The organism is Mesorhizobium sp. AR02, assembly GCF_024746835.1.
Taxonomy (GTDB): domain Bacteria; phylum Pseudomonadota; class Alphaproteobacteria; order Rhizobiales; family Rhizobiaceae; genus Mesorhizobium.
Window position 1 is genome coordinate 1,539,159 of the sequence record NZ_CP080531.1, and the last position, 13,477, is coordinate 1,552,635.

The following is a 13,477-nucleotide window of genomic DNA, read 5'->3' on the forward strand; positions in this document are numbered from 1 at the left end:
CGCCGGTTAGTTGGCTACAAGCCCCACATCATCCTTCTGAGAGCGGCAAAACTGGAAGCCCAAGTTCTGTAAGCGCGAATTTCCCCGCACCTTTTGCTGTTGAGTGCTCTGATGCATGAGGTGTCCACCCAAATAGGTGGACACCTTGTGATGGAAGAAGATGATCAGAAATTGCAGGTAAGGCTTGTTGGTCGGAACGGGCGACGCCGATACGACCCTGCATCGAAGGACCGTCTTGTCTCGGCCTGCCTTGAGCCTGGCGTGTCGGTATCGAGGCTTGCGCTCGAACATGGGGTCAATGCGAACCTTCTTCGGAAGTGGATAAAGAAGCGCACTGAGACCCAGTCCCTCCCGCCGTCCTCATCACCGGCGTTCATCCCGGTTCAGATTGAAAGCACTTCCGATCGGGTCTTGCTGCGACAGAGCAGCATGGCTGCGGTGGATTTGCCGGCGACCTGTGATGAAGTGCATGGGTCGGAAGCCAAAAGGGCTGCGCTTTTTTCCTCTCCAGCCAAGGTGAGCGCGTCACTGCCGAACGGCGTGAAGTTGACGCTGGAATGCGGTGATGTGGATGCATTGACGGCGACCATCGGAGCACTGGGTCATGTTCAGACTGGGCGCTGACCTGAAAGTCTACCTGCACCGCGAGCCGATCGACTTCCGGGCCGGCATCAACAGCCTTGCGGTTCTGGTCCAAGAGACGATGGCGCTCGATCCGTTTGCTCCAGCGGTTTTTGCCTTCTGCAATCGCCGTCGCGACCGGATGAAGCTCTTGTTCTTTGACCGGTCCGGCTTCGTGCTGGTCCTGAAGCGGCTGACCGAGGACAAGTTCCGGTGGCCGCGCCGGGAGGCAGCGGTGGTCACGCTTACGACCGAGCAATTGCACTGGATCCTCGACGGCATCGATATCGATGCGATGGTCCGCCATCCGGTGCGGCAATATCAGGTTGCCGGTTGAGGGCTCTCGAATTGAGCGATTGACGCGCCGGCATGCTTTCGATTCAAGAATCTGATGAATCGACCCGGCGAACCGACTGTTGAAGAGTTGATGGCGCGTATTGCTGCGCTTCGGGCGGAGAACCGTCAACTCACCGAACGCGTCGTCAAACTCGAGGAAGAGCTGGCGCTTGCACGACTGCATCGTTTTGCGCCGCGCAGTGAAAAACACATTGACCGCCTCTTCAATGAAGCCGAACAGGCCGCGGATGAGGACGCCGCCGACAACGAAGATGGCGATGTCGTTGTCCTGCCGGACACGGGCTTGCCGGCGAGCGAAGGGGCGACGGGAAAGAAGCGCGGCCGCAAGGCCTTGCCGGAAAACCTGCCGCGCGAGCGTGTCGAGTATGACCTTCCCGACGCCCAGAAGGCTTGTCCTTGCTGCCGTCACCAGATGCATCGCATGGGCGAGACCGTTACCGAGCAACTTCATATCGAGGTGAAGGCGAAGGTCCTGCAGAATGTGCGGTTCAAATATGCTTGCCGTCATTGCGACCGCACCGGGATCAGCACGCCGGTCGTGACCGCGCCGATGCCCACGCAACCTTTGCCGGGCAGCATCGCTACGGCCTCGACGCTGGCCTTCGCGCTCGTTCATAAGTATGTCGACGGCACACCGCTCTACCGCCTGGCGCAGGCATTCGAGCGCGCCGGCGTTCCTGTCAGCCGAGGCGCTCTGGGCCACTGGGTGATCGGCTCGAGCGAAAAGCATCTCTCCCGCATCTATGACGCGCTGAAGCTGCGGCTCAGATCGCAGCCCCTCATCCATGGTGACGAGACCACGGTCCAGGTGCTGAAGGAAATGGACAGAGAGGCCGCCAGCACCTCGTACATGTGGGCATACCGGAGCGGCCAGGACAGTGACGAGCCGATCGTGCTGCTCGAATATCAGCCGGGCCGCGGCCAGATACACCCGCAGGCCTTCCTCGGCGATTACCGCGGCATCGTGATGAGCGACGGCTATTCCGCCTGGCGCACGCTGGAAGGGGCAACGCATCTTGGATGCATGGCCCATTCCAGGCGGCGCTTCGTCGATGCCCTAAAGGCGAGGAAGAAAGGCGGCGGGCCGCCGGAACAGGCACTCCGGTTCTTCGAACAGCTCTACCGAGTTGAAAGGCAGGCGCGGAACGAAATCCCCGATGACGGCGAAACGCGAGATCACTGCATTCGCCGCTTCCGCCAGCAACATAGTGTCCCCATCCTCCATGCTCTCAAGGCATGGCTCGACGACATCGCCCCAAAAGTCTTGCCGGACAGCAAGCTCGGCGACGCCGTCTCCTACACCCTGAACCAATGGGGATATCTGACGCGTTACACCGAGGACGGCAGCATGCCGATCGACAACAATCTTCTGGAGCGCGACATCAGGATTTTTGCAACTGGCAGGAAGAGTTGGTTGTTCAGCGATACTGTCGACGGAGCCAAGGCCAGCGCCATCGTCTACAGCCTGATGTTAACCTGCCGCGCCTGTGGCGTCGAGCCGTTAGCGTGGTTGCGCCACGTCCTCACTGAACTGCCTCAGCGCCCCGAGAACGTGGCTATCGACGATCTCCTGCCCTTCAACTTCCTCAAAGCCGCCGCAGCCTGACCCGACGCGTCCGTCTGAAAGCGATCAGTTGTTGCAAGGGCCGTCAATGTGCGGGGAAATGAGCGCTTACCAAGTTCCCGCAAGAATGCATTGTGCTTCGCTGTCGCTTCGCGAATCCGCTTCTCGACAGCGACCAACTCTTCATGAGTAGCCAGCAGATCAATATCGAGCTCCTGCTCGGTCGTGCTGATGTATCGGGAGATATTGAGGTTGTAGCCTTCCTCGGCGATCCGCTCCATGCTGACGCGCTTGGAGTAGCGGTCCTCTTCCTTCCGGAACTGGTACGTTTCGACGATCTTATTGATGTGCTTCTCTGCAAGTTGGTTCTGACGCTTCCCCTTGTCAAAATGCTCAAGTCCGGCTGCGTTGATGAAGAGCACGTCGTCGGGCTTCTTGCACTTCTTGAGCACAAGGATGCAGACCGGGATGCCAGTCGAATAAAACAGGTTCGCGGGCAAGCCGATGACGGTGTCGATATGGCCATCCTTCAGCAGCTTCGTGCGGATTCGCTCTTCTGCCCCACCTCTGAATAGCACTCCGTGAGGAAGGATGATGGCCATCACGCCCTCATCCTTCAGATAGTGGAAGCCGTGCAAGAGGAAAGAGAAGTCGGCCGCCGACTTGGGCGCGAGCCCATAATTCTTGAATCGCACATCGTCGCCCATCGCGTCGGTGGGCTCCCACCGCAAGCTGAAGGGCGGATTTGCCACGATGGCATCGAACGCGGGCTTCTTCGCGGGGTTCATCTCCCGCAGCATGTCCCAGTCATTGGCTAGGGTGTCGCCGTGAAATATCTCGAACTCGGTGTCCTTCACCCCATGCAGCAGCATGTTCATGCGGGCCAGATTGTAGGTCGTGATGTTGCTCTCTTGCCCGTAAATCTTGCCGATGCCATGGGGCCCCATGCGCTTCCGAACGTTGAGCAACAGCGACCCAGATCCGCAGGCAAAGTCCAGAACGCTGGCGAGCCGGTCCTTCTTGCCCGTCGCCGGTTCATGGCTGTCCAAGGTCACGATCGACGACAGAATGTCCGAAATCTGCTGCGGGGTGTAGAACTCGCCGGCCTTCTTGCCGGAACCGGCGGCAAACTGGCCGATGAGATATTCATAGGCATCGCCTAGGTTATCGACTTCGGAGGAGAATTTCGCCAGCCCCCTCGCAATCTCGGCGATGATGGCACAGAGCTTCTTGTTCTTCTCGGTTTGGGTCTTGCCCAGCTTTTCCGAGTAAAGGTTGATTTCCGAGAACAAGCCGCTGAAAGTGCTCTGGAAGGACTCGTTTTCGATGTACTTGAAGCCTTCGTACAGCGTCAGCAGCAGTTCATCGCTCTGAGTGCGGGCCAGATTGGCGATATTGTTCCACAGATAGGGCGGCTGGATCACGTAATGCACCTTGCGGCGCATCTGCTTTTCGAACTCCGTCACGTCGTTCGGATTCTCCTCGTACCATGCCTGCAAGGGGGTGCTGGCACCAGAGCGCTTCAGCACGTCGTCCGGCAGATCGGGGTAGTCCGATCCCAGTTCCCTCTTCGCGGCCGCCTCGTAGTTATAGGAGAGGTAGCGGAGGAAGAGAAAGGACAGCATGTAGTCGCGAAAATCGTCCGCATTCATAGCGCCGCGCAACTGGTCGGCGATGTTCCAGAGCGTCTTGCCCAGTTGCTTTTGGAGTTGGTCGTTCATTGTGCGGGTACTTCCTGGGGAGTGGGCGCTGGGACTCTTGCCGCAGGCGGGGCGGGTACAACATCAGGCAGGGCGAAATCAAATCGTGTGATGAATTGCCTTAGGATGCGGCGGAAAAGTTCCTTGTTGTCCTCGCCCATTTCTGTCGGCTCATGGATGGCATAGGCGCCGTGGCTCAGCAGATTAAGAGCCCGGTTGAAGAGCACCCTGTCTTCCTCGTTGTCTAGCGACTTCAGGCAGAAGGCCATGCTCGAATGCCCGAAGAAGGAAGCCGTCTTCTCCATGATGCTGCGCAGGGCGTTGAAGTGAAAGGTGTAGAGCTTTCCCTTGATCGGATCGGCGGCGCGCTGCAGTTCGGCGAGCGTCGCGACATGGTGGAAAAAGGGCGTATCCGTTGTCGCTTGAAGCGTGTAGGTGCTGTCGCCGCTTGGGCGGTGCAGGAAATAGCGTCTGTGCTCAATTGTCGGCGAGTCATCGACCTTCCGGCCAAATTCGTTGCACATGACGTTGAAGAACAGCGCGTGGTGGGAAGAGAAAATCACCTTGATCGGGGCGGGCGCACCGGTGCCGTCCTTCCGCGTGGCCGCCCGACGGAGGAGCTTGGCCAGGTCGCAGGCGACGGAGATTGCGTTGTTGTCATCCAGTGACGAGATGGGGTCATCTATGTAGAGGTATTTCTTCCCCTGATAGGATTCATGCCCATCAAGCATCCGTTCGCAGATAGCCATGAAGACGCACCAGATGAAGATGTTCTGCTCACCCCGTGAAACCTTGATGTTGGTCTGATCGCCCTTTCGGAAGCTCACGAAATCCGGCTTGAAGAGCTTCTCCTCGCCCTGCTCAACCTCCTTGTAGGTGAAGTCGAAATCGAAGTCGGCGTATCGGGACAGATACTGGGCAATCGTCTCGTCCAGCGCGAGCTCGGTCATCGCATTGAAGAAAGAAGACTTCTCGTTCAGCTGAAGACGGCGAACGCTGTCACCTTCCAGGTCGTTCTCCCAGACGAACAGATCTTCGGTGAAGGCGTTGAAATAGATGGTGTCGGGCGTCCCGGTCGGGTTCTTCTTGTTCTTGCGCTTCCCCGCATTCTTGAACTCCATCGACAAACGTGTCTTGCCGGTGCGGTTGTAGGCGTAAATCATGACCAGCGACACTGGCTTCGTTGGATTGTTCAAATCGTCACGAAGTCTGGCCACCAGAGTCTTCAGGGTTTTATAAGCAGTCATGCGTCAGCCTCCGCGACCGACGGGAAAAGCTGCTGCATTAGCCCCTTCTTGTGGGTCTTGAGGGCTCCGAGCTTTTGGCTCTCGGTGGCGATTAGGTCGTCTAGGGAGGTGAGGCAGTCTGCGATACGCTGTTGCTCGGCATAGTCATTGGGGAATGAAAACTGAAGCCCCTTAATCAGCCCCTGGCTCAAGTTCTCTTGACCGCCACTATTACTCAAACCACGCAATTCTTCATAGCGGCTGCCCAAGTTCAGGAAGACGAAATTCGGATCGATACCTTTTCGCGGTAAGATAGCGGCACAAGCCTGATTAGTGGCCGCCTTGACTCCTAACATTGCAACTTGGCCGCGCGTCTTTCCTTGACCATACATAGCCATCAATATTGTTTGTTTAGAGAAAACTTTCGCAGAGGAGTTCCTTAGCCCGTCATCGGAGATGTACTCCTCAGCCTCAGTGATGATGTTGAAGTTTACTAGGGACGTAGTAATCCAAGGGATAGACCCATTCCAATACTCTTTATTTGTACGGTCCGGAGTGCCGCCTGAGGAGGTATCGAATAGGTTTCCCAGAGCATCAAAACTCCATTCCCTCGCGCCCCGGAACTCGGGGAAGCGGAGACGGGGCTGTGTTTCGCCTTTCAGGGGGAAAATCTGCCGCATCAGCCCCTTCTTGTGGGCCTTCAGCGACTCCACTTTCCACCCCTGCACCTCAATCAGCGCGTCCGCAGAGGCCAGACAGTCTGCGATCTTCTGTTGTTCTAACAAGGAGGAGGCGATTATGTACTTTACAAACACGGCGAAGTTTGATACCTTGAATCCACAATAGGATTCCGGGTTATGAGCGTCCTTTCCGAACCACATTTCCACAACGAAGAAGCTGCTTTCGAGCGGCTGGAGGCGATTGTTTGGCCGGAAGGTCCGGTTTGCCCCAAGTGCGGAAACTGCGAGCAGACGCGCATTACCCGTGTCACTGGCGCAACCGCTCGCACCGGCCTTCGTCGCTGCTTGGAGTGCAAGAAGCAATTCACGGTCAAGGTTGGAACGGTGTTCGAGTCCAGCCATGTGCCGCTGCATAAGTGGTGGCAGGCTGCGCACCTGCTCGCGTCCAGCAAGAAGGGTATCAGCGCCCATCAATTGCACCGGACTTTGCAGGTCCAGTACAAGACGGCATGGTTCATGTTCCATCGCTTGCGCGAGGCTATGCGCGACGGCGTGCTGTCCCCAATGGGTGGTGAAGGCAAGACCGTCGAAGTTGACGAAACCTACATTGGGCGCCTGAAGGGTCAGCCCGTCCGCACTGGCGGTGGCAGTCACAAGAACACCGTTCTGACTCTGGTAGAGCGCGGCGGCACCGCTCGTTCCTTCCATGTGGACAGCGCGACCGTTGCCCGGGTCATCCCGATTGTTCGGGTCAACATCGACAAGCAAACGGGATTGATGACCGACGAAGCAAATCATTTCACCCGTGTTGGGCGTGAGTTTGCGTCCCATAAAGTGGTGAAGCACGTTGATCGGGAATACGTTCGCAACGAAACCAATGCCGCTGGCGAAAACATCAAGGTCACGACCAACACCGTTGAAGGCTTCTACAGCATCTTCAAGCGCGGCATGAAGGGCATCTATCAGCATTGCGGTGAGCAGCACTTGCACCGCTATCTGGCAGAGTTCGATTTCCGCTACAGCAACCGCATCGCGCTTGGCGTTGATGACAATAACAGGACGATGAAGGCCATGGCTGGCATCGTTGGAAAGCGTCTGAAATACCGGGACTCGTCGGCAGGCGTCTCGTGACGTTCGATCCTCGCAAACCCGACCTGCTAGGCGGCGGCATATTCACGGTTCCTGAAACCGCAGAATTAGTCGAGGCGCCGCAAGCGGACGTGCGGATTTGGGTGAACGGCAAGAAGGGGCGCCAGCAGCCAGTCATCGAAAACCAGCTTGGGCTGGTGAATGGCAAGGTTGCAGTCAATTTCACCAATTTGATGGAACTTCGCTTTGTCGCGAAGTTTGCCAACGGTGGAGTTCGCCTGAATGAAATCCGTTCCATCTTGCAAGAGGTAAAGGTCACTCTTGCTCATCCGCATCCGTTCGCGAACAACATTGTGTTTCATACCGATGGTAGGAAAATCGTAGCGGCCATAACCCGAAGGCACGGTATCGAACTCATTTATGAGGATCTGAAAACCAAGAACTTCGAGATGCCGATTATCGTTATGCCGTCCCTAAAAGAGGACGTTGTATTCGATCCTGCGGGCAACATGGTCGCTTGGTACCCTCGAAAGGAAATCGCACCGAACGTCATCGTTCATCCTCGCTTCTCTTTTGGCCGGCCAATTCTTCAGGAAAGCCATATACCGACAGAGAGACTTGCCCATGCCGTCAAGGTAGAGGGAAGCGTAAGCGTGGTGGCGGATCAGTTCGAAGTGCCCGAAAAGCAAGTTAGCGAGGCCGTGCGCTTCGAAGCTGACTTGCGGCAGGCGGCTTGAAGGTCGCCTTTGATGAAAATATGCCAGCCGCCATGGTGCGGGTCTTCACGCTTTTCCACAAAGAACGCAGCCTGAAACACCTAGTGCAAGGCGTGGAAATCAAGAGCGTAAAGGACTACACGCCAAAGCCTGAAGACCCAGATTATCGGCGCAAGAGCGACGTCCCTTGGATTAGGCGATACGCGGCGGCAGGTGGGCGCATTATCATATCGGGTGACGTCAAGATGTCCTCCGTCCCCCACGAGCGTCTGGCGCTCGTGGACGAAGGAATGGTTGTCGTTTTCTTCGCGCCCAAGTGGGATAATTGGCAACTGTGTCGGAAGGCAGCTTTGTTGCTGCATTGGTGGCCGACGATCCTGGCACATGTTCGGACGGCAGGCCCCGGTTTCTTTGTGGTTCCGACCACATGGCCCGAAGAGGGCAAGGGCGAGCTACGTGAGATTTCGACAGACGACGCGAAGCTGATTAAGATGCAGCAGCAAATCGCTGAGACAGCGCCAAAGAGAGAAGCGCGCAAACTGAAGCGAGAAGCCGCCGCTGCGGGCCAAATAGGTATGTTTGATGAAAGCCAAGATGAAGCAAGCTGACCAATCCGCAGAGTTCATCCGTGTTGCACGCGAGATAGGCGCGGACGAAGACAAGTCCGCTGCCGACGCACTCTTGGGCAAGCTCGCGCACATGCCGCCTGCTCCGAAACCAAAGTCGAAGACGAAAGGCAAAGCGAAGGCCAAGAGGCCCGCCAAGTGAGCGTCCGTCTATCTCCCGCGAGGAAAGTCTTTCCGTTCCGCGATCAGCTTGCGCCTACGTTCTTTGTTGACTTGGTGCCGGCGCTTAGATGGGCCTTTAACCGTCACCGGCTTTTTGTCGGCTTTTGCCTTGGCTGGTGCCTCGCCTTTGGGCTCAATACGATTGCTGCGCTCTACCTCTTTTGAAGTCTTTTCAGCCGCCTCCGCTTGCCGGGTGAGAACTTCAAGTGCGGCTTTGTAGAATTGGGCAGAGGCCTTGCTGTCCTCTCGCTGGATGTACAATGCGATAAGAGGGACTAAGAAGGCGAGGGCTGACAATCCCAAGCGGAGGAACCGGCTCATAAGCTGACCCAGCGCCGGATCAATTTGAGCCGCCCTATGAACCGCTTCTTGAGGGGTTATTTCTTCTGCTTGCGCTTGTCTGGCGATGTCTTGAAGTTGTTCTAAGATTGCCCGGGTAAGCGGCGGTCCAGAAACCAAACTGACATCATCGGCATTTATGTTGAATTCACCGTCGGCGAGACGAGCCGGCTTCCCGCACCTGGGATTCGGGCATGTGGTCACGTTCCCAATCATCGTAATGCGTGCGTTTCCACCGCCGCCAACAATATTGGACGCTGCGAAAATCGTACCGCATGATGGACAATAGCCCGGCATATTGGCCATCGCATAATTCCCCTAAGCCATAGGTCTCAATCGCCAATGAAAACAGTGTCTGAATGCGCGGGGCGTCCTGCTGCGTCGATGACGGTCAGTGAGTGCGCCGGCTATCGCCCCGTGACTGAAACTATCGGCGAGTTGAAATCGCTACCAGAATTTTACTTAGAAGGTCGTTCTGCAGCTTGGCATGGTGGGCAAGCGCTTCAATGTTGTGGTCGATGCCTGAAAGCGCTCTGGCGATATGGTCGAGCGCCTCGACCTTCTGAAACTCAGGGTCATCAGTCCCCATACCGGGCGCGAATGGCCTCACTGCTTTCTCTGGGCCGCCCCTTCGGATTGTAGCCATCGAATCGCTCCGGTTGCACCGTTGCATTTTGCTACCGGAGATAGGCATGTTTGTAAAGTACATAATCGCCAAGGAGGACGCACCGCCTGGGATCGGTACCGGTAAGGCTAATAGGTCAAGATCGTTGATGCTCAGCGAACCATGAGCGCGAGCGCCAACTTCGATGAACTTCCGCAGCCATTGTCCATGCAGGTTACCGCGAAACAGGTGGTTCAAGTACTTCGGCGACAGAGACTCGCCTTTGATACGAAAGCATGTGAAAATACTATTCGGGACAGCGGCGAGCTCTTCTCCAGTGTAGAGAGCAATAAATCCCTCAGGGTATTCTTTGGTGGCGCTCTTGTTGTAGGCAAATTCATCCTTCTGCAGCAGCAGGTAGTTCTTGTAGGACTCTCCGGCGATTATCCGCCCGAATTTTTCTATCTGACTCACAAGGCCAACGCCAGAAGTGACGGTCATTGGGATACAGTTATTATCCCCGACTTTCTTCTTGCTGATTGAAGCCGCCGAGCCGAGGGAGATAGTTTTCCATGCCCCAGCCTCCTGAAACTCTGGAAAGCGCCGCTCGGGCGTCAAGTTCTGGTTTTCGCCTCTCATAGCGGCTTCAGGCGTCGACTTACTGTTCATAGGCACTGAGCCCCGAGATTTCGCGGTCACCGGCGCGCTTCAGAAGAAGCGGCATCAGGTCAGCCATCAGTTCCAACTCCTTCATCCGCCGGGCTTTCCAGTTTAGGCTGAGGGGTTCCATCAGTTCCGTCAGCGCCTCGCCATCAAAGATCATTCTTTGCAGGATGGTGTCGACAAAGCCCTGGAGCGCGTCGGTGGTCAGCCCGTGCCCTCCCGCGATTTCCGCCAGCTCTGCCGCGTTCTTCTCCGCCTTAAAGCGACTGTAGCCGTCGCGAATGGCCTTCTCACTCAGACCCTCACCCGCCTTCAGCGTGGCGATATAGGCGGCGATATCCTCACGCTCGTCCATGAACTTGGCATCGGACTGGATCAGGCCGATAAGCTGCTCGCGGCTCATAGTCTGCTTGCCGGGGGCTGCCTCGGAATAGCGGGCGATCAGACCCATGATGTAGTCGTAGTCGATGACAGCAGACGCAAAGAGGACAAACTCGAAATCGAGCTGGTCGGCGTCCTGCGTCGGCTTGTCCGCGCCCTTGTGGCCCCTGAGGCGCTGGGCCGTTTCAAGGTAGGCACCACGGAAGCCCAGAAGGTTGTCGCGCGGCAAGACCTGTTCGATCGCTGCGGCGTTTTCCGGGGTTAAGTCGGTGTACTGATCAAGCTGGGTCTTGAGGCGCTGGACCTCTTTGAAATGCTCGATGAACGCCGCGCGCGCCGCGTCGCCCTTGAGGTTGGGCACGGCTTCCGGGGCGCAGTCGAGGCCCTGCGACTTCATGAAGGCGTCGAGCTTTTGCACCGCGGTTTCCAGTTTCTGGATGACCACCGGGGCCTTGTCGACCAGCCAGATTTCGCGGGCCTTTTCGGCAGCCGCCTCGCCCGAGAAGAGCGCGATAGCGGCATCGACGGCTTCCTGCTGCTGCCGGAAGTCGAGGATATTGCCGTAAGGCTTGGTCGCGTTCAGCACCCGGTTGGTGCGTGAGAAGGCTTGGATCAGACCGTGATGCTTGAGTTTCTTGTCGACGTAGAGCGTGTTCAGGAACTTGGAGTCGAACCCAGTGAGCAGCATGTCTACCACGATCGTGATGTCGATCTTATGGTGAGGCACATCGGGATAAGCCTTCCTCAGATCGGCATCCGTCCATTGCTGGTCTTTGATCCGCTTCTGCACATCTTGGTAGTAAAGGTCGAACTCGCCAATCTTGTGGTTGGTGCCGTAATGGACATTGTAATCAGTGAGGATCGCCTTCAGGGCCTCCTTCTTCCTCTCCGGCTCGACAGCGTTGTCTTCCTTTTCCTGTGGCAGATCCTCCTGGATCTGCTTCACGTCTGGATTGCCCTCGGCGGGCGGGGAGAAGACGCAGGCGATGTTCAACGGCTGGAAGTCGGGATTAGCAGCCTTCCTCGCTGCCTGCATGGTCTTGAACAGCGCGTGATATTCGATGGCGTCATTGATTGACGCCGCGGCGAGCAAGGCATTGAACCGACGCTGACCGGTAGCCGCGTCGTGCTTGTTTAGGATCGCATCAATGACCGCTCGCTTCGTCAGCGGTTCGCCAGGCTTGGGCACGGCTTTGCCCTGCGGCTTGAAGTAGTCGACACGGAATCGGAGGACGTTCCCATCTTCGATGGCGTGCGTGATCGTGTAGGTGTGAAGACGCTGCTGGAAGAGGTCTTCCGTTGTCTGCATGCTGGCCTGAGTATCCTCGATCTTCTGCTGGGCGGAATTCTGGTCGAAGATGGGCGTGCCAGTGAAGCCAAAGAGCTGGGCTCGAGGGAAGAACTCCTTGATGGCCTTGTGGTTTTCGCCGAACTGCGACCGATGGCACTCGTCGAAGATCAGGGCAATGCGCTTGTCGCGAAGTGGCTCGAGCTGCTCCTTGAAGCTCTTCTTGCCGCCCTTCTTCTGCTGGTTGTTGCGCTTGCTGTTCTCATCAAGCGCGAGGCCGAGTTTCTGGATGGTACAGACGATGACCTTGTCGGCATAGTCGTCTGAGAGGAGTCGGCGTACGAGGGATGCGGTGTTGGTGTTTTCCTCAACGCAGCCTTCTTGGAACTTATTGAACTCCTCGCGCGTCTGCCGGTCCAAATCCTTGCGGTCTACCACGAACAGGCATTTCTCGATGTCAGGGTTGTCCTTCAACAGGGTTGAAGCCTTGAAGGAGGTTAGCGTCTTGCCGCTGCCGGTGGTGTGCCAAACATAGCCATTCCCACAGTCTTGAGCGATAGAGTCCACAATCGCCTTCACTGCGTAGACCTGATATGGCCGCATCATCAGAAGCTTTTGCTCGCTCGCGACCAAAACCATGTAGCGACTGATGGTCTGACCAAGGGTACACTTGGCAAGGAAGCTTTCGGCAAAGCTGTCGAGATGGACGATCTTGTTGTTGTCTACGTCGGCGAATTCATAGACGGGGAGAAAGCGCTCCTCGGCATTGAAGGAGAAATGTCGGGAGTTGTTATTCGCAAAATAAAAAGTGCGGTCTCGGTTGCTGACAATGTAAAGCTGAAGGTAGCACAGGAGCGTCTTGGTATAGCCGTTGCCCGGGTCGTTCTTGTATTCGACAATCTGCTCCATAGCTCGGCGCGGGCTGATGCCGAAGGTTTTTAGCTCGACTTGAACAGCGGGGACACCATTGATCAGGATTATGACGTCATAGCGATGATGGCTGTTGTCTGTATTGATACGTAGCTGATTGACGACTTCGAAGGTGTTCTTGCACCAGTTCTTGACGTTGACGAGGGTGTAGTTGAGCGGCGTGCCGTCATCGCGAGCGAAGCTGTTGCGCTCCCGCAAGGTGCGAGCGGCTGTGAAGACATCGGGCGTGACGATCTCGTCGAGAAGCCGAGAGAACTCCGCGTCCGTAAGGCGAACGCGATTTAGCTCTTCGAACTTCTTCCGGAAATTCTGCTCCAGCGAGGCGCGGTCGCGGATGTCCGGGCGATACTCATATTTTAGGTCCTGCAGCCTTGTAACAAGTGAATTCTCAAGGCCGCTTTCTGTTGTGTTCATAGTGAGAATGCCACTCCACCGTCACAAAGGCATACAGCGCCCTTTCGAGGATTCGATACTTGTAGCGGTAGATCGACAAGAAGTGGAGCCTGCCATTGGACAGCCAGCGGTTTGGTA

13 protein-coding genes are annotated in these 13,477 nt (G+C 56.6%); 7 read left to right on the plus strand and 6 right to left on the minus strand.

Annotated features, from left to right (window positions below; genetic code table 11):
* The first annotated feature begins 150 nt into the window (after positions 1-150).
* From tnpA to tnpC, 3 genes are read left to right on the plus strand one after another with little or no spacing between them, the layout of a single operon-like run.
* The gene (gene tnpA / locus DBIPINDM_RS11690) at positions 151-624 is read left to right on the plus strand and encodes an IS66-like element accessory protein TnpA (RefSeq protein ID WP_258580855.1); all 474 of its coding nucleotides are present in this window, start codon (positions 151-153) and stop codon (positions 622-624) included.
* Positions 605-958, plus strand: a complete 354-nt coding sequence (gene tnpB / locus DBIPINDM_RS11695) for an IS66 family insertion sequence element accessory protein TnpB (RefSeq protein ID WP_014761846.1) — start codon at positions 605-607, stop codon at positions 956-958. Before tnpA ends, tnpB begins: the two co-directional genes overlap by 20 nt.
* Before the next feature lie 54 nt (positions 959-1,012).
* Positions 1,013-2,584 (plus strand): IS66 family transposase, encoded by a 1,572-nt coding sequence (tnpC, locus tag DBIPINDM_RS11700; RefSeq protein ID WP_258581801.1) that lies wholly within the window; start codon positions 1,013-1,015, stop codon positions 2,582-2,584.
* Here the strand turns inward: tnpC and DBIPINDM_RS11705 are convergent.
* Genes DBIPINDM_RS11705 through DBIPINDM_RS11715 form a run of 3 tightly spaced genes read right to left on the minus strand, consistent with a single transcriptional unit; the run spans position 2,515 to position 6,349 of the window.
* Complete coding sequence (locus tag DBIPINDM_RS11705) at positions 2,515-4,263, minus strand: type I restriction-modification system subunit M (RefSeq protein ID WP_258585858.1); 1,749 nt, start codon at positions 4,261-4,263, stop codon at positions 2,515-2,517. The two genes, tnpC and DBIPINDM_RS11705, sit on opposite strands and share 70 nt — an antisense overlap.
* A complete protein-coding gene (locus DBIPINDM_RS11710; protein WP_258585859.1) occupies positions 4,260-5,489 on the minus strand; it encodes an AAA family ATPase in 1,230 nt (409 codons plus the stop codon). The genes DBIPINDM_RS11705 and DBIPINDM_RS11710 overlap by 4 nt, the downstream gene beginning before the upstream one ends.
* Entirely contained in the window at positions 5,486-6,349 is an 864-nt protein-coding gene (locus DBIPINDM_RS11715; RefSeq protein WP_318036949.1) for a restriction endonuclease subunit S, read from the minus strand. The genes DBIPINDM_RS11710 and DBIPINDM_RS11715 overlap by 4 nt, the downstream gene beginning before the upstream one ends.
* Between DBIPINDM_RS11715 and DBIPINDM_RS11720 the strand changes: the two genes are divergently transcribed.
* From DBIPINDM_RS11720 to DBIPINDM_RS11735, 4 genes are read left to right on the plus strand one after another with little or no spacing between them, the layout of a single operon-like run.
* The gene (locus tag DBIPINDM_RS11720; protein WP_258585860.1) at positions 6,326-7,279 is read left to right on the plus strand and encodes an IS1595 family transposase; all 954 of its coding nucleotides are present in this window, start codon (positions 6,326-6,328) and stop codon (positions 7,277-7,279) included. The two genes, DBIPINDM_RS11715 and DBIPINDM_RS11720, sit on opposite strands and share 24 nt — an antisense overlap.
* On the plus strand, positions 7,276-7,974 hold the full coding sequence (locus DBIPINDM_RS11725) for a hypothetical protein (RefSeq protein WP_258585861.1): 699 nt from the start codon (positions 7,276-7,278) through the stop codon (positions 7,972-7,974). Before DBIPINDM_RS11720 ends, DBIPINDM_RS11725 begins: the two co-directional genes overlap by 4 nt.
* Positions 7,971-8,561, plus strand: coding sequence for a hypothetical protein (locus DBIPINDM_RS11730; protein WP_258585862.1), 591 nt, complete (start codon positions 7,971-7,973; stop codon positions 8,559-8,561). Before DBIPINDM_RS11725 ends, DBIPINDM_RS11730 begins: the two co-directional genes overlap by 4 nt.
* Positions 8,536-8,721, plus strand: coding sequence for a hypothetical protein (locus DBIPINDM_RS11735; protein ID WP_258585863.1), 186 nt, complete (start codon positions 8,536-8,538; stop codon positions 8,719-8,721). The genes DBIPINDM_RS11730 and DBIPINDM_RS11735 overlap by 26 nt, the downstream gene beginning before the upstream one ends.
* A gap of 8 nt (positions 8,722-8,729) precedes the next feature.
* Here DBIPINDM_RS11735 and DBIPINDM_RS11740 read toward each other — a convergent pair whose 3' ends face one another.
* The 3 genes from DBIPINDM_RS11740 to DBIPINDM_RS11750 all read right to left on the minus strand — a co-directional run bounded on the left by DBIPINDM_RS11740 (position 8,730) and on the right by DBIPINDM_RS11750 (position 13,360).
* Entirely contained in the window at positions 8,730-9,386 is a 657-nt protein-coding gene (locus tag DBIPINDM_RS11740; RefSeq protein ID WP_258585864.1) for a hypothetical protein, read from the minus strand.
* 121 nt (positions 9,387-9,507) lie between these two features.
* A complete protein-coding gene (locus DBIPINDM_RS11745; protein WP_258585865.1) occupies positions 9,508-10,353 on the minus strand; it encodes a hypothetical protein in 846 nt (281 codons plus the stop codon).
* A complete protein-coding gene (locus tag DBIPINDM_RS11750; protein WP_258585866.1) occupies positions 10,343-13,360 on the minus strand; it encodes a type I restriction endonuclease subunit R in 3,018 nt (1,005 codons plus the stop codon). Before DBIPINDM_RS11750 ends, DBIPINDM_RS11745 begins: the two co-directional genes overlap by 11 nt.
* Positions 13,361-13,477 lie beyond the last annotated feature (117 nt).

Excerpts from the sequence above, each read along its gene's own strand:
- tnpC (WP_258581801.1), top strand. The coding sequence starts at position 1,013 with ATGAATCGACCCGGCGAACCGACTGTTGAAGAGTTGATGGCGCGTATT.
- tnpB (WP_014761846.1), top strand. The coding sequence starts at position 605 with ATGTTCAGACTGGGCGCTGACCTGAAAGTCTACCTGCACCGCGAGCCG.
- DBIPINDM_RS11750 (WP_258585866.1), bottom strand. The coding sequence starts at position 13,360 with ATGAACACAACAGAAAGCGGCCTTGAGAATTCACTTGTTACAAGGCTG.
- DBIPINDM_RS11740 (WP_258585864.1), bottom strand. The coding sequence starts at position 9,386 with ATGGCCAATATGCCGGGCTATTGTCCATCATGCGGTACGATTTTCGCA.
- DBIPINDM_RS11720 (WP_258585860.1), top strand. The coding sequence starts at position 6,326 with ATGAGCGTCCTTTCCGAACCACATTTCCACAACGAAGAAGCTGCTTTC.
- DBIPINDM_RS11710 (WP_258585859.1), bottom strand. The coding sequence starts at position 5,489 with ATGACTGCTTATAAAACCCTGAAGACTCTGGTGGCCAGACTTCGTGAC.
- DBIPINDM_RS11745 (WP_258585865.1), bottom strand. The coding sequence starts at position 10,353 with ATGAACAGTAAGTCGACGCCTGAAGCCGCTATGAGAGGCGAAAACCAG.
- DBIPINDM_RS11715 (WP_318036949.1), bottom strand. The coding sequence starts at position 6,349 with ATGTGGTTCGGAAAGGACGCTCATAACCCGGAATCCTATTGTGGATTC.
- tnpA (WP_258580855.1), top strand. The coding sequence starts at position 151 with ATGGAAGAAGATGATCAGAAATTGCAGGTAAGGCTTGTTGGTCGGAAC.
- DBIPINDM_RS11735 (WP_258585863.1), top strand. The coding sequence starts at position 8,536 with ATGAAAGCCAAGATGAAGCAAGCTGACCAATCCGCAGAGTTCATCCGT.
- DBIPINDM_RS11705 (WP_258585858.1), bottom strand. The coding sequence starts at position 4,263 with ATGAACGACCAACTCCAAAAGCAACTGGGCAAGACGCTCTGGAACATC.